Source organism: Nocardia sp. NPDC051570, from assembly GCF_044454005.1.
Lineage (GTDB): Bacteria > Actinomycetota > Actinomycetes > Mycobacteriales > Mycobacteriaceae > Nocardia.
Genome location: NZ_JBITDI010000004.1, coordinates 287,897 through 306,810 on the forward strand (window position 1 = coordinate 287,897; position 18,914 = coordinate 306,810).

An 18,914-nucleotide genomic window follows, 5' to 3' on the forward strand; every position below is an offset into this window, starting at 1 on the left:
TCTCATTAGGGGTCGCCGAGAAATGTCTACCACCGAGTCCACCGCCGTCACCCGCGAGACCATGCTGACCTCGGTCAACCCGGCCACGGGCGAGACCATCGCCAGTCATCCGATCGCCGACGACCAGGCGGTGAGCGCCGCGGTCGCCAAGGCCCGCGACGCGGCCGCGGTCTGGGGTCGGCTGAGTTTCGCCGAGCGCAAGCGGCATCTGCTGCGCTGGGGCAGCCGGATCGTCGCCCGCTCCGAGGAGTTCTGCGAGCTCATCCACACCGAGAACGGCAAGCCGCGCGACGATGCCTTCCTCGAACTGATGCTGGCCCTCGAACACATCAAATGGGCGGCCAACAACGCCGAGAAGGTGCTCAAGCCCCAGCGGGTCTCCCCCGGCGCGCTGATGGCCAACTTCGCCGCCTATATCGAGCAGCGCCCGATGGGCGTCGTCGGCGTGATCGGCCCATGGAACTATCCGGTCTACACCCCCAACGGTTCGATCGCCTACGCGCTGGCCGCGGGCAATGCGGTGGTGTTCAAGCCGAGCGAATTCTCCACCGGCATCGGCAACTTCCTGGCGCAGCTGTTCACCGAGGCGAATCCCGAACTGCCCCAAGGCGTTTTCGCCACGATCAACGGCCACGGCGCGACCGGCGCGGCACTGGTCCGCTCCGGCGTCGACAAGCTCGCCTTCACCGGCTCCACCGCCACCGGCAAGAAGATCATGGCCGCCGCGGCCGATTCGCTGACACCGGTGCTGCTCGAATGCGGTGGTAAGGACGCGGTGATCGTGGCCGCCGATGCCGATATCAAGGCCGCCGCCGATGCGGTCGCCTACGGCGCGACCATGAACAGCGGTCAGACCTGCGCCGGTGTGGAGCGGGTATACGTCGACAAGTCGATCCGCGACGAATTCATCGCCGAGGTCAAGCGCATCCTCACCGATATCCGCCCCGGCTCCGACGCCAAGGCCTCCTACGGCCCGATGACCATGCCGAGTCAGATCGATATCGTGCGCCGCCATATCGAGGACGCGCTGGCCAAGGGCGGCACGGCGGTCCTGGGCGGTCCGGAATCGGTGAAGGCGCCCTATATCGAACCGGTCGTGGTCGTGGACGCGGACGAGAGTTCGGAGGCGGTCCGCGAGGAGACCTTCGGCCCGACGGTGACCATCCGCACGGTCGACGGCATCGATGAGGCGGTCGAGCTGGCCAATCACAACAGGTACGCGCTCGGATCGACGGTGTACTCGCGCAAGCGGGGGCTCGAGATCGCGCGTCGACTGCGGGCCGGGGCGACCTCGGTGAACTCGGTGCTCGGCTTCGCGGCGATCTCGGCGCTGCCGTTCGGTGGTGTCGGGGATTCGGGGATCGGACGGATTCACGGGGCTCCGGGGCTGTTGGAGTTCTCCAGTCCGCATTCGATTGCCGTGCAGCGGTTCGCGATTCCGGGGATGGCGTTGCTCAGTTATGCCCGCACCGAGCGGACCATGAATCTGCTCCGCAAGGTGGTGCCGTTGATTCACGGTCGGCACAAGTAGTTTCGGTGTCCGGTGCGGCCACTAGTAAACCTGCTGGTCGCACCGGGTTTCAACTACTATGGCTGGCATGTCCGCCCCACAGATCAAGCGGCCCGACCTCCCGGAGTACATGACCTGGGAGGAACTGGAGCGACTGCCCGAAGAGATCGCGGAGCAGATCGAGCTGTGGAACGGGCGGGTGGTGTGGGTACGGCGAGGTCCTGCCGAGCACCAGAGATTCATCCGACGGCTTACGAACGAGTTCGAGCTCTCTTCGCGTAAGGACATGTCGACCCAGACCGAGCATTGCTGGGACGTCGAGCTGGAATGCAATGTCTTCTTGGGCGCGACAGGCAAATCCGACTTCGTCACGCCCGATTTTCTGGTGTACCACTGCCTGTCCGGTCCCTATCAGGACATCCGAGCCGCCAATGTGGTCCTGGTTGGCGAGGTGTTGTCACCGTCCAACACCCAAACCGACATGGATGCGAAGAAGGCTCGGTACGCCGACGCGGGAATTCCCTGGTACTGGGAGGTCCGGCTGGCGCACGACGAGAGTGCGATCGACACTGTTCGCGCATTCGGACTGCAGACCGGATATACGCATCTTCCCGACGACGTTCGGCCCCTGCATCCCGACGAGTACCGAGTGGTCGGCGAGTGGACCCGCGCCGACACCGACGGCATCCACTTCGACCACCCGTTCCCGATCTCCATCCCCTGGTCGGACCTCGAATTCTGAGTCGAATACAGCACAACTTCGCCACCACCCGGCTGCGACAACCCGTCATAGGCGAAGATGGGTTGGTGAGTTTCTGGCCCGCGCCCCATACCGACCAGCCCGTGCATGCGACCGTGACGCTGCCCGGGTCGAAATCCATCACCAATCGGGCGCTGATCCTGGCCGCGCTCGCCGATCGCCCCTCGACCCTCACCGGCGCGCTGCGCAGTCGCGATACCGATCTGATGATCGCGGCACTGCGCACCATGGGTACCGGAATCGCCGGTGACGCAGACACTCTCACGGTCACCCCGGCCGCGACGCTGGGCAGTGCGACCGTCGACTGCGGCCTGGCCGGGACGATCATGCGATTCCTGCCCTCGGTCGCGACGCTCGCGCACGGCGATATCGCCTTCTTCGGTGACGAACAGGCCCGGCTGCGCCCGCTGCACATCATCCTCGACGCGCTGCGCAGCCTCGGCGTCGAGATCGACGGCAATTCGCTGCCGTTCGTCGTCCACGGCACCGGCTCGCTGCGCGGCGGATCGGTCACCATCGACGCCTCCGGCTCCTCGCAGTTCGTCTCCGGGCTGCTGCTGTCGGCGGCCCGCTTCGACCAGGGCGTGACCGTCCATCATCAGGGCGGCCAGCTGCCGTCGATGCCGCATATCGAGATGACCGTGCAGATGCTGCGGCAGGCCGGTGTCCGGGTCGAGGCGCCCGAGGATCCGCGTGCGGCGCAGGTGTGGACGGTCGAGTCCGGCCCGATCCACGCGGTCGACTGGGAGATCGAGCCGGATCTGTCGAACGCCACGCCATTCCTGGCCGCGGCCGCGGTCACCGGCGGCGAGGTGGTCATCCCGCATTGGCCGCAGCTCACCACCCAGCCGGGCGATGTGATCCGGGAGATCCTGGTGCGCATGGGCGCCGAGGCCCGCCGCTTCGACGGCAAGCTGACCGTGCGCGGCCCGGAACGCCTGGCGGGCATCGATATCGATCTGCACGATGTCGGCGAGCTCACCCCGACCGTCGCGGCCCTGGCGGCCCTGGCCGATTCCCCGTCGCGCCTGCGCGGTATCGCGCATCTGCGCGGCCACGAGACCGATCGGCTGGCGGCGCTGTCCACCGAGATCAACCGGCTCGGCGGCAAGGTCACCGAGACCGAGGACGGGCTGCACATCGTCCCGACCCCGCTGCGGGGCGGCGACTGGCACTCCTACGCCGACCACCGGATGGCCACCGCAGGGGCGATTCTGGGTCTGCGGGTACCCGGCGTGCGGATCGAGGATATCGGCACCACCGCCAAGACCCTGCCGAATTTCGTTTCCCTGTGGGAGACAATGCTTTCCGGTGAAGGAGCGGCGCACTGAGGCGGCGCGAATACGACGAGTCCGATGTCCGGGTGCGCCCGGGCAGGAGTTCGCGGCCCCGCACCAAGACCCGCCCCGAACATCGGGATGCGGTGAGCGCCATGGTCATCGCGGTGGACCGGGGTCGCTGGAGCTGTGTGCTCGAGAGCGATCCGGAGCGGCCGATCGTGGCCATGCGGGCGCGCGAACTGGGCCGGACTCCGATCGTGGTGGGCGATCAGGTGGGCGTGGTCGGCGATCTGTCCGGCACACCCGACACCCTCGCGCGCATCGTGCGGGTGGACGAGCGGCGAACAGTGTTGCGGCGCACCGCCGATGACACCGATCCGTTCGAACGTGTGGTGGTCGCCAACGCCGAGCAGTTGTTCATCGTGGTCGCGCTGGCCGATCCGCCGCCGCGCACCGGCTTCGTCGAGCGCGCCATGGCGGCCGCGTATGCCGGTGGGCTGCAACCGATTCTGTGCCTGACCAAAGACGATCTGGATCCGGAGTCCGGATTCGCCACGGAATTCCGCGATCTCGACCTCACCATCGTGCACGGCGGGCGCGAGGATCCCCTGGATCTCATCCTCGATCTGCTTCGGGACAAGCTCACCTGCCTGCTCGGCCACTCCGGCGTCGGCAAGTCCACGCTGGTGAACCGCCTTGTCCCCGAGGCGCATCGGGCGGTCGGCGACGTATCGGGCGTCGGCAAGGGCCGGCATACGTCCACCCAGTCGATCGCGCTGCCGCTGTCCGGCGGCGGCTGGGTCATCGATACCCCCGGCATCCGCTCGTTCGGCCTGGCTCACATCACCCCCGACGATGTCATCCAGGCCTTCGCCGATCTGGCCGACGCCATCGAGGACTGCCCCCGCGGCTGCACCCACCTGGGCCCGCCCGCCGATCCGGAATGCGCCCTGGACCAGCTGCCCGGCAAGGAGCGCCGCGTGGCCGCGATCCGTACCCTGCTGGTCGCGCTGAAATCCAACGACCCCTGGGTGATCGGGTCCTCCGGTAGCCAGTAACGGTCAGTGGCCGTCGGGCCGATGCGGCGCGAACGGCCACTCCTCGAATCGGGTGCAGCGCCCGTCGGCGCCGAAGCGGAGGATCCACAGATCGCGCCACCGGCTCGGATCGTCGGCCGGATACTCCACGGCAATCCTGGCCACGGCCGTATCACCCTCCACCGCAACGATTTCGAAGGTCAGCGTGAACGGCTCGTTCGGCCCGGCCCGGCGGTCCTCCCAGAACCGCGCCAGCGCCGCCGAACCGCGCACCGGTTCCGCCCATGGCGAGGGCAGATACTCGATGTCCTCGGCGAACAGCCCGCGCAGCCGCGCGGTACCCGGCGACCGCCACGCCAGCTCGTATTCCTGCACCCACGCCCGCACCACCGCCCGCTCCATCCGAGAATCCTAGGCGAAGAGACCGAACAGTATTGCCGCATCACCGAAATCAGGCAACAACCGGCAACAGCGCAACGGTTCCGCCCGATCGGGACGACACCGCACACTACGGATAGCCCCGCTGCCGGACCGGTGTCCTTGCCCCTCATCGACTTCTCCGGCAGCGGGTGCGTACCAATGCGACGACCGTCTCGGTCGAACAGATCAGTGGGTGTCGGCCTGTAGGACGCGCTCGTTGATTCGGCGTCGAAACGCATCGGTGTCAATGGGTTCCACCGCCGCGCCCCATCACGACCTCGACCGAATCTTCGCCCTGCACGAAAACGGCCGGCGGTGAAATCGCTACTCGGTCTCCTTGGGATGCGCGGTGCCGGCCTTGACCACCCACACGATCCGCTTGTCCGGATCGGGGCAGTACCAGATTCGGCCTCCCGCAGTCACTTCGTACTGCCACTGTTCCAGCGCTTACCGCCGATCGCGCGCATCGCGAAGATATCCCGAAGACGATGCTGCCGGGCTGGGTTCTCTGGACTCATCGGTCGCTCGGTCAACATGATCCACGCCTCCCAAGTGCCGGAGGGCGCCGCGCCGCACAGATCCTCCCACCCTTTCGCGGCTTCGGTCGTCGCGAATCGAGCCACCCACCCGCCGGGCCTCGTCGGCGGGGCGACGCGATCCCCCTCTTCGCCGACATCGATCACTCGCCCATCGGCGGAGGGACGGGGCCGAAATCGCCATCGATCGGTTCCGCCAGAGCCCGCGTCAGTTCGGGGTCGGCGTATACCAGTGCGGTGCTGCGCCATTCTCGAATGGCCTGAGCCAGCACGGACCACTCACCGAGCTCGGCGGACGCCTGGAAAGCCCGGGCAAAGTCGTGGACGAATTGCGCACGCGCCTGCTCAGGAAGCACATCGGCCCAAGGGAACTCCTCGATCAGCCACTGCGCAGCGCGCTCGGGCTGCAGGTGAACCAGCACATTGCGCAGCGCCCGCGCCGCGGCCACCGAACCCTCGGACTGCGATTGCTCCCGGTCTTCCCGGATCAGCAGCAGCGGGACACCGTCTCGCCGACGGACGCGGACAGTACCCTCGTCGGCCAATCGTGCGATCTGTTTCGGGTCGCGCTGCAGGTCACTCCACTGCACCTCGGTAACCATGCCTCAATTCTGAACTTTTTCAGAATTCCTGGCAAGCCCATCCACGACAAAGGCCCTCCCACTGCGGGAGTGGGAGGGCCTCGGTCTCGAGATCAGTGGCGGCGCTTGGTCTTCGGGGGCTTGGCGTGTTTGCCCTCGGAGCGGGCGGCCTCGCGGCGTTCGCGGCGGGTGAGGCCGTCGGTGGGCTGGTCGTCGCCGTATTCCTCGACGTCGCTGTGGCGGGCCACGTGGCCGCCCTCGTCTGGGCCCGAGTAGGTCAATCCGCCGACGTCGGTGCGGTCGCTGATGCCCTTGGCGCGCAGGGCCGCGGGGGCCGCGGGCTCGTCGACGGGGAGGGCGGGGCCGCCGGCCATGGCGCCGACCGGCGAGCGCAGGCCCGGGTCGACCGCCACGCCTTGCGGCTGCGGCTGTTGCACCTCGACCTGCAGGTTGAACAGGAAGCCGACCGACTCCTCCTTCAGGCCCTCGAGCATGGCCGCGAACATGTCGAAGCCCTCGCGCTGGTACTCGACCAGCGGATCGCGCTGCGCCATGGCGCGCAGGCCGATGCCCTCCTTGAGGTAGTCCATCTCGTAGAGGTGCTCGCGCCACTTGCGGTCCAGCACCGACAGCAGCACCTGGCGCTCCAGGTTGCGCATGCTGCCCTCGCCGGCCAGATCGTCGATCTCCTTCTCACGGCGCGCATAGGCGTCGTGGGCGTCCTCGAGTACCGCCTCGAGCAGCTCCTCGCGGGTCAGCTCGCCGATCTCACCGGAGGAGTTCTCGCCGGTCAGATCGCGGTGATCGATACCGCTGGGGTACAACGTCTTCAGCGCGGTCCACAGCTTCTCCAGATCCCAGTCCTCGACATAGCCCTCGGCGGTCGCGCCGTTGACGTAGGCCGTGATCACATCGGTGATCATGTTCTGGACCTGGCCCTCCATATCCTCGCCGGCCAGGATGCGCTGGCGCTCGGCGTAGATCACGGTGCGCTGCTGGTTCATCACCTCGTCGTATTTCAGAACGTTCTTGCGGATCTCGAAGTTCTGCTGCTCGACTTGGGTCTGGGCGCTCTTGATGGCACGCGAGACCATCTTCGCCTCGATCGGCACATCGTCGGGCAGGTTGAGCCGGGTCATGATCGACTCGAGCGCCGCGCCGTTGAACCGCCGCATGAGCTCATCGCCCAGCGACAGGTAGAACCGCGATTCGCCCGGATCGCCCTGACGGCCGGAACGACCGCGCAGCTGATTGTCGATACGCCGCGACTCATGCCGCTCGGTGCCGAGCACATAGAGGCCACCGACCTCGCGCACCCGCTCGCCGTCCTCCTCGACCTGCTGCTTGACCTGCTCCAGGGTCGGCAACCAGTGCGCCTGGTACTCATCCGGCGTCTCGACCGGATCCAGACCCTCGCGACGCAACAGCAGGTCGGCGATGATGTCGGGATTACCGCCGAGCACGATATCGGTACCACGGCCGGCCATATTCGTCGCGACGGTCACCGCGCCCGGCCGACCGGCCTCGGCGATGATCTGCGCCTCCTGCTCGTGGAACTTGGCATTGAGCACGTTGTGCGGAATGCCGCGCTTGGTCAGCAGTTTCGACAGATACTCCGACCGCTCCACCGAGGTGGTGCCGACCAGCACCGGCTGGCCCTTCTCATGCCGCTCGGTGATGTCGTCGGCGACCGCGTTGAACTTGGCCTCTTCGGTCTTGTAGATCAGATCGGCCTGATCCTTGCGGACCATCGCCCGGTTGGTCGGGATCGGCACCACGCCGAGGCCGTAGATCGAATGCAGCTCGGCCGCTTCGGTTTCGGCGGTACCGGTCATGCCGGAGAGCTTGTCGTAGAGGCGGAAGTAATTCTGCAGCGTGATGGTGGCCAGCGTCTGGTTCTCCGGCTGGATCTCCACGCCTTCCTTGGCCTCGATCGCCTGGTGCATGCCCTCGTTGTAGCGGCGCCCCACCAGGATTCGGCCGGTGAACTCGTCGACGATGATGACCTCACCGTTGCGGACGATGTAGTCCTTGTCGCGGTTGTAGAGTTCCTTGGCCTTGACCGCGTTGTTCAGATAGCTGACCAGCGGCGAGTTCGCGGCCTCGTAGAGGTTGTCGATGCCGAGCTGATCCTCGACGAATTCGACGCCCGCCTCGTGCACGCCGATCGTGCGCTTCTTGATATCGACCTCGTAGTGCAGGTCCTTCTTCAACAGCGGGACGATGCGGGCGAATTCGGCGTACCACTTCGACGACGCGTCGGCCGGGCCCGAGATGATCAGCGGGGTGCGGGCCTCGTCGATGAGGATCGAGTCCACCTCGTCGACCACGGCGAAGTTATGCCCGCGCTGGACCAGATCGTCCAGCGAGTGGGTCATGTTGTCGCGCAGGTAGTCGAAGCCGAACTCGTTGTTGGTGCCGTAGGTGATGTCGGCGCCGTAGGCGGTGCGGCGTTCGGCCGGGCTCATGCCGCCCAGGATCACCCCGACCTCGAGGCCGAGGAAGCGGTGCACACGGCCCATCCACTCCGCGTCGCGCTTGGCCAGATAGTCGTTGACGGTGACGACGTGCACGCCGTCGCCGGACAGCGCGTTGAGGTAGGCCGGGAGGACACAGGTGAGGGTCTTACCTTCACCAGTCTTCATCTCCGACACATTGCCGATGTGCAGCGCGGCGGCGCCCATGAGCTGCACCTTGTAGGGCTTCTGACCGAGCACGCGCCAAGACGCCTCGCGGGCGACCGCGAACGCCTCGAGCAGCAGCTCGTCCAGCGACTCGCCGTCCTGATAGCGCTGCTTGAATTCGTCGGTCTTACCGCGCAGCTCGACATCGGTGAGATCGGCGAATTCCTGCTCGAGATCGATGACCTCATCGGCCAGCCGCCCGAGCCGCTTGACGACGCGACCCTCACCAAAACGTAGCAACCTCGTCAGTGTCAGCGCAGGCACGAGTCTCGTCAGTCCTCTGGTCGGTGTTGTTCGTCTCGGTACCCCACCACAGGGTAGGAACCCCAAGCAGGGCTGGCTGTAGCAGCATCGCCCATGGTAATGCGGGATCCATCCTAGGCGTCGGGCGCGCACCGCACGCGAGCCATGGGCGCGATATTCGCGCCGGTCATCGCAATCTAAGGGCCATCAGCCGCCATTCTCCACGCCGACGGGCCACGCGGGCCGCGATCGCGAACCGGCGCGAGCCGCGTTCATATCCGGCGACCACCTCGGCCACACCCGGTGCGATCGGCTCCGCCCGCACCGTGACCAGCACGGCCGCGCCCAGGCGGCGCTCGGCCGCGGCGGTGCGGACCAGGGTCTCGATCGTGGCCGCGACGGTGGGTTCCACGAGCCGGGTGAGCTGGGCGGCCGATCGTCGGCCGTCCACCGCCTCGAGCACCAGCCGCAGCGACCGCTCGGCGAATCGTATTGCCCCCGAAGAGATTTCATCCCGTCCGGCGTAGGATGGGGAACGCCCGTCGTGCGGTGACCGGCGGTGCGTGCCCCGCAGGCGGTGTGCACCGGCGCGCGTGGGCATGCGCTGGTGACAGGGCAGCGGCGCCCGGCGCGCGGGCCCCCGCGATCGCCCCGAGTCATCCGACCGGTCGGCATTCTCCAGCGGTGGTTCGGCATTCGGCGCAGGCGATAACATGATTTCCCCCTATTCGTCGGCCCCCCTGGACACGAATCGCACCAGCATCGCACGGAAGACGCTGCAGGTGAAGGTTTTCCACCGGTATCGCGAAATGCGCCACACGGCCACCGCACGGTCGTTTGTGTGACCGCACAATGGATCGGGGTACCGGAAGGAGCACCGACAAGCGTGATCACGAGACTGACGCCGCAGGATGCGTCGTTCTACCGGCTCGAATCGAGCAGTAATCCGATGCATATCGGCTCCCTCGCGATCGTGCGCGATCCCGGCTCCGCCGGGACCGATGAGGGCAGGTCGGGATACGGGACCGACGAGGGCAGGTCGGGATACGGGACCGACGAGGGTGGATTCGACGGTGCGGCCGTTGGGGACAGGCTGGGATACGACCGCCTGGTCGAACTCGTCGAGGACCGTCTGCCGCTGGTACCGCGCTATCGCCGCAAGGTGCGCGAGATCCCGTTCGCCCTGGGACGTCCGGTCTGGGTGGAGGACAGCCAGTTCGACATCAGCTATCACGTGCGTCGCTCGGCGCTGCCCGGTCCGGGTTCCGACGAACAGCTCTACGACCTGGTCGCCAGGCTGGCCTCGCGCCCGCTCGACCACACCCGGCCGCTCTGGGAGATGTATCTGATCGAGGGGTTGGCCGGCGGACGGCGGGCGATCTTCACCAAAACCCACAGCGCGCTGGTCGACGGCAGCACCGCATTGGAGATCGGCCACGTCATCCTCGACACCAGTCCCTCGCCGCGCGAGCTCGCCGCGGACGCCTGGACCGCGCGCCGCGAACCGAGCGAGGTGCAGCTGCTGGCCATGGCCGCGGTGGAATTGGCGGGTCAGCCGCGCCAGGCGCTGGAGGTGTTGCGCGAGGCCGGCGCGAATTCGTTCGTCGGTGTCACCGGCCGGGCCGTGGAACGGGCGGTCGCGCTGGTGCGCACCGTGGCGACCGGCGCGCGGGACAGCCCCTTCCACACCCGGACCTCCCGCAATCGCCGCTTCGATGTGGTCCGCACCGATCTCGAGGACTACCGCACGATTCGCAAACGCTTCGACTGCTCGATCAACGACGTGATCCTGGCCGTGGTGACCGGCGCGCTACGCAACTTCCTGCAGTCGCGCGGGGAGATCCTCACCGAGTCGGCGGTGCTGCGCGCGGTGGTGCCCATGTCGGTCTACGTCGAGGGGCCGCACGGTGATCAGCTGAAACCGGCCAGCGAGGTCTCCTCGTTCCTCATCGATCTGCCGGTGGGCGAGCCGAATCCGGTGATGCGGCTGTCGCATATCCGGCACGCCACCGAGGCGCACTCGCGGCATCGGCACAGCGTGCGCGCCCGCACCCTGGTGCATATGGCCGGCTTCGCTCCGGCGAGCCTGCATGCGATGAGCGTGCGGGCGGCGAGTACCTTCGCAGAACACACGTTCAATCTGGTGATCACCAATGCGCCGGGTCCGCAGCAGCCGATGTATATCGGCGGCGCGCGGATGCTGGAGATGTATCCGGTGTCGCCACTGCTGCGCAACCAGGCCTCGAGTATCGGAATCACGTCCTACGACGGAAACGTGTTCTACGGTCTCAATGCCGATCGCGATGCGATGGCCGATATCGGCGTGCTGTCCGCGGCGGTGCGCGAGTCCATGGAGGAGATGCTCGGTGCCTGCGTCCAGTGAAGGCAAGCTACGGGTCTACATCCCGGCGACCGTTGCCATGCTGCGGGAACTGGTGAACGATCGCGAGATCCGAGCGATCAACGACACGGCGTTCGCGGTCACCCCGGCGCTGCGGGAGGCCTACGCCTCCGGCGATGACGAGGAATTGGCCGAGGTCGCGATGGGTGAGGCCGCCCGCGCATCGCTGCGTCTACTGGCCGATGAGCGCGAGGCGGCCGTGGGCTCCTCGGCGGGCGACCCGGACGACGATGCGGGCTATCACAGTCCGGTCTATCGGCGCGCGGTGATCGCCGCCGATGTCACCGGCGCCACGCTGCGCTCGGACCTCGACGACGCCGTGGTCCGGCTCTCGGCCGCGATCACCTACAACCAGATCGCCTCGGCACATGTCGACCTGGCCGAGGCCGAACCGGCCGTGGCCAAGGCCGTCGACGTGATCGACGCCGCCGACCTGGGCGATCCGGATGCCGAATTCGTGCTCGGCGATGCCGAGGACCACCAATTGGCGTGGTACGCGGCGCAGGAACTCCCATTCCTGCTCGACCTACTCTGAGCCCCTACGTGACCCAGCTCCCATCTTGACCTAACCTACGATGCCGTAACCTTGCTGTCAGGCTTGCGCCGAATCGGCGCGTGATCACAGGAAATGGGCGTCTGCACGAATGGTCTCGAAATCGGTACAGAGTATTCGGGAGTGGCTGGAGGCTCCGGTCGCCGAGGCGAAGATGGCCGGTCGGACTCGCCTCAACGCGCTGCGCGGGGCCGCGGCGCGTATCACCACTCCCCTGCTGCCGGATGACTACCTGCACCTGGTCAACCCGCTGTGGTCGGCGCGTGAACTGCGCGGGCGCATCGTGGATGTGCGCAAGGAGACCGCGGACTCGGTCACGCTGGTGATCAGGCCGGGCTGGGGCTTCGACTTCAAGTTCACCCCCGGCCAGTACATCGGCATCGGCGTGCTCGTCGACGGCCGCTGGCACTGGCGCTCCTATTCGCTGACCAGCCCGCCGGACTGGACCGATCCGGACAGCCGGACCAAGCGCCTGATCTCCATCGCGGTCAAGGCGATGCCGGAGGGCTTCCTGTCCAGCCATCTGGTCAACGGGGTGCCCGAGGGCACGGTCGTCCGATTGGCCGCGCCGCAGGGCGGTTTCGTGCTCCCCGAACCGCCACCCGCGAAGATCCTGTTCATCACCGCGGGCAGCGGCATCACGCCCGTGATGGGCATGCTGCGCACGCTGGCGCGCCGCGATACGGTGCCCGATGTCGTGCACATCCATTCCGCGCGCACACCCGCCGACGTCATGTTCGCGACGGAACTGCGCGCGCTGCACGACCGGCATCCGAGCTTCATCTCACATCCGCATCTGACCGGCGAGCAGGGCAAGTTCGATCTCGCGACGCTGGATGAGCTCTATCCGGACTGGCGTGAGCGGCAGACCTGGGCATGCGGCCCGCTGGCCATGCTCGACGACATCGAAAAGCATTGGACCGCGGCGAATCTGGGCGATCGTCTGCATGTCGAGCGGTTCGAGGTGGAACGGTCCGCGGTCGGCGAGGGCGGCACGGTCACCTTCGCGCGCTCGCAGCGCAGCGCCGCGGTCGACGGCGCGACCAGCCTGCTGCAGGCCGGTGAGGACGCGGGCGTACAGATGCCGTTCGGCTGCCGGATGGGCATCTGCCAGACCTGTGTGGTGACACTCACCGAGGGACACGCACGCGATCTACGCAATGGCATGGAGCATCAGGCCGGAGAAAAGATCCAGACCTGCATCTCCGCCGCCGCGGGCGATTGCGCGCTCGACGTGTGACCAGGCCCGGCGCACGGCCGTAAACACCGTTCGCAGAAATCCGATAGTCTCGGTGGCAACACAGGTGCTCCTCACGACCCAGTCGATGGATGCACTCCTTCGATGAGCGCCGTTCGAGCGCGACGAGGCAGTCGAGTATCGGCGATCCGACCTAGCGAGGCAATCGAACACGTGGCAATCACCGACATCAATGCGTACGCCCACCTGACCGCGTCCGATATCGAGACCCTCGGCGCGGAACTCGACACCATCCGACGGAATGTCGAGCAGTCGCGGGGCGAGCGGGACGCGAAGTACATTCGTCGGACGATTCGCGCCCAGCGCATCCTCGAGGCCGCCGGGCGCGCCACACTGTTCGCGAGCAAGAAACGCTCGGCGTGGCTGCTCGGCACGGCCATGCTGTCGGTCGCGAAGATCATCGAGAACATGGAGCTCGGGCATAACATCAGCCACGGGCAATGGGATTGGATGAACGATCCCGAAATCCACTCCAGCTCCTGGGAGTGGGATATGACCGGAACGTCCGGACAGTGGAAGCGAGCGCACAACTACTCGCACCACACCTATACCAATGTGCTTGGTAAGGACGAGGATCTGGGCTTCGGCATCCTTCGCATGACCCGCGACGAACAGTGGCGACCGCTGCATCTGGTCCAGCCGATCGCCAATCTGATCCTCGCCGCGACCTTCGAATGGGGCATCGCCCTGCACGATCTGTCGGCGGAGAAGGAACAGCTGGATGTGCCGCCGTGGCAGGTGATGTCCGAGCCGAACAAGGCGTTCGCACGCAAGGCGGGGCGGCAGGTCGCCAAGGACTTCGTGATCTACCCGCTGCTCACCGGCCCGGCGTGGAAGCAGACCCTGAAGGCCAATGCCACCGCGAACTTCATTCGCAATCTCTGGGCGTATGCGGTGATCTTCTGCGGCCACTTCCCCGACGGCGCCCAGAAGTTCACCGAGGAGCATTTCGCCGACGAGACCCGCGCCGAGTGGTACCTGCGACAGATGTTGGGCAGCGCCAATTTCCAGGCCGGCCCGGCAATGGCGTTCATGAGCGGCAATCTCTGCTATCAGATCGAACATCATCTGTTCCCGGACATTCCGAGCAATCGGTATCCGCAGATCGCCGAGCAGGTGCGCCAGCTGTGCGACAAGTACGACCTGCCGTATACGACCGGTTCACTCGGCAAGCAATATCTGCTGGCATTCCGTACGATTCACAAGTTGGCACTGCCGGATCGGTTCCTGCAGCGCACCGCTGACGACGCGCCGGAGACATCCTCGGAACGCATGTTCGCCGGACTCACCCGGCCGAGCCTCCCGAGCGCCGATCAGTGGGCCGAAAATCATTGGCCCGGTATCGATCCCGAGACCGGCCATCGGCGCGGACTACGCTCGGCCATGGCCGAGGCCAAGGTCGCGCTGAAGGAGAAGGCGCGCCAGGAGAAAGCGGCGCTGCGCGAGGCCAAGCGGGTCCTGCAGGACAAGGCCCGCGAGGAGCAGCAACTGCTGCGCCGCAGGGCCCTGCGCGAGCGGGCGATCTGGCGGATGCGGCGACGGCGTATCGCTCCGTCCGCGTGACGGGTAGTGTCACATTCACAATGCGACACGGATCACAATCGTGAATCAATCCAGAGTTAACCTACGGAGCCGTAACCTACGGTAGTGTAACCGCATGGCAATCTCGGATGTCAAGGAATACGCCCACCTCACCCCCGAGGATGTGGAGGCAATCGGTGCCGAGCTGGATTCGATCCGGCGCGAGATCGAGGCCTCCCGCGGCGAGCGCGATGCGCGCTACATCCGCAATGTGATCCGGTTACAGCGCGTCCTCGAAATCGGCGGGCGCGGAGTGCTGTTCGCGAGTTTCTTCCCGCCCGCGTGGTTCGCGGGTGTGGCGCTGCTGTCGGCGGCCAAGATCATCGAGAACATGGAGATCGGCCACAACGTCATGCACGGGCAGTGGGACTGGATGAACGATCCGGAGATCCACTCCTCGACGTGGGAATGGGACAACGTGGGTCCCTCCGAGCACTGGAAGATCACCCACAACTACCTGCACCACAAGTACACCAACGTGCTGGGCATGGACGACGACATCGGCTACGGCCTGCTGCGCGTCACCCGCGATCAGCGGTGGTCGCCGTTCTACCTCGGCCAGCCGGTCTACAACCTGCTGCTGCAGATGTTCTTCGAATACGGTGTGGCCGTTCAGCATCTGGAGCTGGGCAAGCTCGCCAAGAAGAAGTGGGCTCCCGACAGCCCCGAGCGCAAGCAGTTCGAGGCGGACCGGCGCCTGGTGCTGACGAAGATCGGTAAGCAGGCCGGCAAGGATTATCTGCTGTTCCCGCTGCTGACGGGCCCCGCGTTCCTGTCCACGCTGACGGCCAACCTCGCCGCCAACGTCATCCGCAACGTGTGGACCAATGCGGTGATCTTCTGCGGCCACTTCCCCGACGGCGCCGAGAAGTTCACCAAGTTCGACGTCGACAACGAGACCAAGGGCGAGTGGTACCTGCGCCAGATGCTGGGCAGCGCCAACATCAGCGGCGGCGCGCTCATGCACTTCATGACCGGCAACCTCTCGCATCAGATCGAGCATCACCTGTTCCCCGATCTGCCGAGCAACCGGTACCTCGGCCTCGCGGTGCGGGTGCGCGAACTCTGCGACAAGTACGACCTGCCCTACACCACCGGTTCCCTGCCGGTGCAGTACGCCAAGTCCTGGCGCACCATCATGAAGCTGTCGCTGCCCAACAAGTACCTGCGCCGCGGTACCGACGACGCCCCGGAAACCAAGTCCGAGCGCGCCTTCGGCGGCACCGCCACCATCGACGCCTCCACCGGCCGCCGCCGCGGCCTGCGCTCGGCCCTGCAAGAGGGCCGCCGCCGCATCACCACCCGCCGCCAGCCGGCCCCCGTCGCCTGACCCAAACCCCCGCACCCCTTACAGCACTTCGCACCCCCTGTGGCCGCCCACACCGGGTGCGAAGCACCAGAAAGGGTGCGGCTCAACCCGAGCGGCCCTTCGCACCACTTCCCGCACTTCGCACCCTCTGTGGACGCCCGCAGGGGGTGCGAAGTGCTGTAGAGGGTGCGGCGATCGGGGTGGGGGTGAGGGTGGGTGGTTGACTGCTGGGGTGCAGGGCGATATCTATGAGGTGATCAGGCGGCGGCGCGATGTGCGGGCCGAGTTCACCGGGGAGCTCGTCGAGGATGCGGTGTTGTTGCGGATTCTGGATGCGGCGCATCGGGCGCCGAGCGTGGGGAATTCGCAGCCGTGGGACTTCGTCGTCGTCCGGGCGCGGGCGACGCTGGAGAAGTTCGCGGCGCATGTGGCCGATAAGCGCATCGAGTTTCGCGACGCGCTGCCGCCCGAGCGGGCCCGCACCTTCGCGCCGATCAAGATCGAGGGAATCGCCGAGAGCGGCACCGGCATCGTCGTCACGCACGACGACGGCCGCGGCGGACCACAGATCCTGGGCCGGGCCACGGTTCCCGAAACCGGGCTCTACTCCACCATTCTCGCGATCCAGAACCTCTGGCTGGCCGCCACCGCCGAGGGCATCGGTGTCGGCTGGGTCAGCTTCTACGACGCGCCCTTCCTCACCGATCTGATCGACCTGCCGCCCGGCATCACGCCGGTCGCCTGGCTGTGCGTCGGCCCGGTGCACGAATTCCAGGAGATTCCGGATCTGGAACGGTTCGGCTGGCGGAGCCGCCGGCCGCTCACCGAGGCGATCCACTGGGAGTCCTACCGTCGCTAGCGGTCACCAGCGCAGCACGACACCCACCTCGTGATCCTCGCCGTAATGCTCACCCGTCGGCACGAAACCCAGTGCGGTATAGAACGATTCGGGCGAGCCGGGCCCGTCGCCGTGGCTGGCGTGCAGCTCGTGGATGCCGCGGGTGCGCAGATATTCGACCAGCGACTCGATCACCCGGCGACCGATACCGCGACCCTGATACGGCCCGGCGATCATGAGCCGCCACAGGAACACCCCGGGACAGTCGATCTCCTCGTCCGCCCCGACGTGCAGCATCAGGAAACCGGCCAACTCCCCGTCGGCAGAGATCGCGCGGTACCACGCGCGGTCGGAGAAGTGCGCCTCCGCGATCGATTCCGCGTTGTCCGCCACCATGTTCCGCTGTTCGGCAGACAGCGTCTCGCTCAGCTCGAAGACATCCCAGGCGGTCTCGGCGGTGACGGCACACAGTCGCACCACGGGTAATACGGTCGATTCGGACATGCGCCCTTGGTATCAGCCGGTGCGGCCCGGCACAATCGAATTTCGATCCCACCGCGCCGTCCGCATCAGACCCGTTCGAGCACCGCCGACGCGCCGATCCCGCCCGCGGCGCAGATGCCCAGCAGCGCAGTGCTTTTACCGGACAGGGCCAGCTCGTTGGCCATCGTGGTGACCATGCGAGCACCCGTCGCGCCGAAGGGGTGGCCGAGCGAGACCGAACCGCCGTGGATATTCACGATCGCCGGATCGATCTCACCGACGGCGCTGTCGCGGTCCAGGCGGGTCTTGGCCCAGTCGTCGCTGGCGAGGGCGGCCAGCACCGAAAGGGTCTGGGCGGCGAAGGCCTCGTGGATATCCACGAAATCGACGTCGGCGAGCGACATTCCGGCCTTGCCGAGGGCGCGCGGCATCGAGATCGCCGGGCCGATCAGCACCTGATCGGTCGGGTCGACGCTGACATAGCTCCAGGAGCGGAACGCGGCCAGCGGTTCGAGGCCCAGGGCGCGAGCCTTCTCCTCGCTCATCAACAACACGGCCGAGGCGCCGTCGGTGAGCGGGCTGGCATTGCCCGCGGTGACGGTGCCGTTCTTCGCGAATACCGGCGCTAAGGTCGAGAGCTTCTCGACACTGGTGTTCGCCCGTACGAGCCCGTCGCGGCGCACCGATTTCCCTTCGGGCGTCACGACTTCCAGCACCTCGCGATCGAAGCGCCCGGATTCGATGGCCGCGGCGGCCCGGTGATGTGAGCGCACGGCGAACTCGTCCTGTGCGGCGCGGGTGACACCGTGGATGGCGGCCATCTTCTCCGCCGACTCGCCCATCACCTCGCCCGTGGTGCGCTCGGCGATCTTGGGCCGGCGCGGCACGATATCGGTGAACGGCGCCAGCTGTGCCACGGCCGACAGATAGTCCTTCGGCTTTGGTTTGCCCAGTGCCAGCGGCGCCGCCGCGTGCACCACCTTCTGCGGCAGCTTCACCTCGGCGTTACTGGTCGAATCGCTGCCGCCCGCGATCATCACGTCGTATTCGCCACGCTCGATGGCCGCGGCCGCGGAGGTCACCGCCTGCAGGCCCGATGCGCACGCCCGCGTCACGGTGTACCCCTCGCAGCCCGGATCCAACTTCAGATCCAGCGCGATCTCCCGCGCGATATTCGGCGCGGCACTGGGCAGGATCACCCCGCCCCAGACGATCGCCTGCACCTGATCGGCGGCCAGGCCGGTCCGCTCCAGCAGACCGGCCACGGCCGCATCGGCCAGATCGATCGAATCCATCCGGGTGTAGTCGGTGAACGCCCGCACGAACGGCGTTCGCGCACCCGACACGATCACAGCGCGACGTTTGGCAGCCACGACATGTCCTCTCGCCAAGAACCTGAGGCCACCAACTTACTCCACAGTAAGAAAAAATGCGATACAA

At 66.7% G+C, this 18,914-nt stretch carries 16 protein-coding genes; 10 read left to right on the plus strand and 6 right to left on the minus strand.

Annotation, left to right across the window (positions count from 1 at the left end):
• Positions 1-22 precede the first annotated feature (22 nt).
• The 4 genes from ACIA76_RS11520 (at position 23) to rsgA (ending at position 4,608) form a co-directional block, all read left to right on the plus strand.
• Positions 23-1,531, plus strand: a complete 1,509-nt coding sequence (locus tag ACIA76_RS11520) for an aldehyde dehydrogenase family protein (protein ID WP_397151230.1) — start codon at positions 23-25, stop codon at positions 1,529-1,531.
• A gap of 67 nt (positions 1,532-1,598) precedes the next feature.
• Positions 1,599-2,252 (plus strand): Uma2 family endonuclease, encoded by a 654-nt coding sequence (locus tag ACIA76_RS11525; protein WP_397151232.1) that lies wholly within the window; start codon positions 1,599-1,601, stop codon positions 2,250-2,252.
• A 65-nt stretch (positions 2,253-2,317) separates the two neighbouring features.
• Complete coding sequence (gene aroA, locus ACIA76_RS11530) at positions 2,318-3,601, plus strand: 3-phosphoshikimate 1-carboxyvinyltransferase (protein ID WP_397151234.1); 1,284 nt, start codon at positions 2,318-2,320, stop codon at positions 3,599-3,601.
• Positions 3,598-4,608, plus strand: a complete 1,011-nt coding sequence (rsgA, locus tag ACIA76_RS11535) for a ribosome small subunit-dependent GTPase A (RefSeq protein ID WP_397151929.1) — start codon at positions 3,598-3,600, stop codon at positions 4,606-4,608. The genes aroA and rsgA overlap by 4 nt, the downstream gene beginning before the upstream one ends.
• Before the next feature lie 3 nt (positions 4,609-4,611).
• Here the strand turns inward: rsgA and ACIA76_RS11540 are convergent, their stop codons facing one another.
• The 4 genes from ACIA76_RS11540 to ACIA76_RS11555 all read right to left on the minus strand — a co-directional run bounded on the left by ACIA76_RS11540 (position 4,612) and on the right by ACIA76_RS11555 (position 9,766).
• Entirely contained in the window at positions 4,612-4,989 is a 378-nt protein-coding gene (locus ACIA76_RS11540) for a nuclear transport factor 2 family protein (RefSeq protein WP_397151236.1), read from the minus strand.
• A gap of 697 nt (positions 4,990-5,686) precedes the next feature.
• Positions 5,687-6,145: a DUF6247 family protein gene (locus tag ACIA76_RS11545; RefSeq protein WP_397151238.1), complete on the minus strand. Its 459-nt coding sequence runs from the start codon at positions 6,143-6,145 to the stop codon at positions 5,687-5,689.
• Positions 6,146-6,237: 92 nt separating this feature from the next.
• Positions 6,238-9,072 (minus strand): preprotein translocase subunit SecA, encoded by a 2,835-nt coding sequence (gene secA, locus ACIA76_RS11550; RefSeq protein ID WP_397151240.1) that lies wholly within the window; start codon positions 9,070-9,072, stop codon positions 6,238-6,240.
• A gap of 166 nt (positions 9,073-9,238) precedes the next feature.
• Positions 9,239-9,766 (minus strand): Rv3235 family protein, encoded by a 528-nt coding sequence (locus ACIA76_RS11555; protein ID WP_397151242.1) that lies wholly within the window; start codon positions 9,764-9,766, stop codon positions 9,239-9,241.
• A 171-nt stretch (positions 9,767-9,937) separates the two neighbouring features.
• Here ACIA76_RS11555 and ACIA76_RS11560 point away from each other — a divergent pair, with 171 nt between their 5' ends.
• The 6 genes from ACIA76_RS11560 (at position 9,938) to bluB (ending at position 17,012) form a co-directional block, all read left to right on the plus strand.
• Positions 9,938-11,434 carry a wax ester/triacylglycerol synthase family O-acyltransferase gene (locus ACIA76_RS11560; protein WP_397151244.1) on the plus strand — a complete coding sequence of 499 codons (1,497 nt, stop codon included), beginning with the start codon at positions 9,938-9,940 and terminating at the stop codon, positions 11,432-11,434.
• Positions 11,418-11,987 carry a DUF6912 family protein gene (locus tag ACIA76_RS11565; protein WP_397151246.1) on the plus strand — a complete coding sequence of 190 codons (570 nt, stop codon included), beginning with the start codon at positions 11,418-11,420 and terminating at the stop codon, positions 11,985-11,987. Before ACIA76_RS11560 ends, ACIA76_RS11565 begins: the two co-directional genes overlap by 17 nt.
• 109 nt (positions 11,988-12,096) lie before the next feature.
• Positions 12,097-13,245 carry a ferredoxin reductase gene (locus tag ACIA76_RS11570; protein WP_397151248.1) on the plus strand — a complete coding sequence of 383 codons (1,149 nt, stop codon included), beginning with the start codon at positions 12,097-12,099 and terminating at the stop codon, positions 13,243-13,245.
• A gap of 171 nt (positions 13,246-13,416) precedes the next feature.
• Positions 13,417-14,826 (plus strand): fatty acid desaturase family protein, encoded by a 1,410-nt coding sequence (locus tag ACIA76_RS11575; protein WP_397151250.1) that lies wholly within the window; start codon positions 13,417-13,419, stop codon positions 14,824-14,826.
• Between the two features lie 94 nt (positions 14,827-14,920).
• Positions 14,921-16,174: a fatty acid desaturase family protein gene (locus ACIA76_RS11580; protein WP_397151252.1), complete on the plus strand. Its 1,254-nt coding sequence runs from the start codon at positions 14,921-14,923 to the stop codon at positions 16,172-16,174.
• Between the two features lie 199 nt (positions 16,175-16,373).
• Positions 16,374-17,012 (plus strand): 5,6-dimethylbenzimidazole synthase, encoded by a 639-nt coding sequence (bluB, locus tag ACIA76_RS11585; protein WP_397151254.1) that lies wholly within the window; start codon positions 16,374-16,376, stop codon positions 17,010-17,012.
• 3 nt (positions 17,013-17,015) lie between these two features.
• On the opposite strand, the gene ACIA76_RS11590 is transcribed toward bluB, so the two are convergent.
• Both ACIA76_RS11590 and ACIA76_RS11595 read right to left on the minus strand, forming a co-directional pair.
• Entirely contained in the window at positions 17,016-17,495 is a 480-nt protein-coding gene (locus ACIA76_RS11590; RefSeq protein WP_397151256.1) for a GNAT family N-acetyltransferase, read from the minus strand.
• 65 nt (positions 17,496-17,560) lie between these two features.
• Positions 17,561-18,847, minus strand: coding sequence for an acetyl-CoA C-acyltransferase (locus tag ACIA76_RS11595; RefSeq protein WP_397151258.1), 1,287 nt, complete (start codon positions 18,845-18,847; stop codon positions 17,561-17,563).
• Positions 18,848-18,914: the final 67 nt, after the last annotated feature.

Excerpts from the sequence above, each read along its gene's own strand:
- ACIA76_RS11520 (WP_397151230.1), top strand. The coding sequence starts at position 23 with ATGTCTACCACCGAGTCCACCGCCGTCACCCGCGAGACCATGCTGACC.
- ACIA76_RS11525 (WP_397151232.1), top strand. The coding sequence starts at position 1,599 with ATGTCCGCCCCACAGATCAAGCGGCCCGACCTCCCGGAGTACATGACC.
- ACIA76_RS11540 (WP_397151236.1), bottom strand. The coding sequence starts at position 4,989 with ATGGAGCGGGCGGTGGTGCGGGCGTGGGTGCAGGAATACGAGCTGGCG.
- ACIA76_RS11545 (WP_397151238.1), bottom strand. The coding sequence starts at position 6,145 with ATGGTTACCGAGGTGCAGTGGAGTGACCTGCAGCGCGACCCGAAACAG.
- ACIA76_RS11555 (WP_397151242.1), bottom strand. The coding sequence starts at position 9,766 with ATGTTATCGCCTGCGCCGAATGCCGAACCACCGCTGGAGAATGCCGAC.
- ACIA76_RS11570 (WP_397151248.1), top strand. The coding sequence starts at position 12,097 with ATGGTCTCGAAATCGGTACAGAGTATTCGGGAGTGGCTGGAGGCTCCG.
- ACIA76_RS11580 (WP_397151252.1), top strand. The coding sequence starts at position 14,921 with ATGGCAATCTCGGATGTCAAGGAATACGCCCACCTCACCCCCGAGGAT.
- ACIA76_RS11590 (WP_397151256.1), bottom strand. The coding sequence starts at position 17,495 with ATGTCCGAATCGACCGTATTACCCGTGGTGCGACTGTGTGCCGTCACC.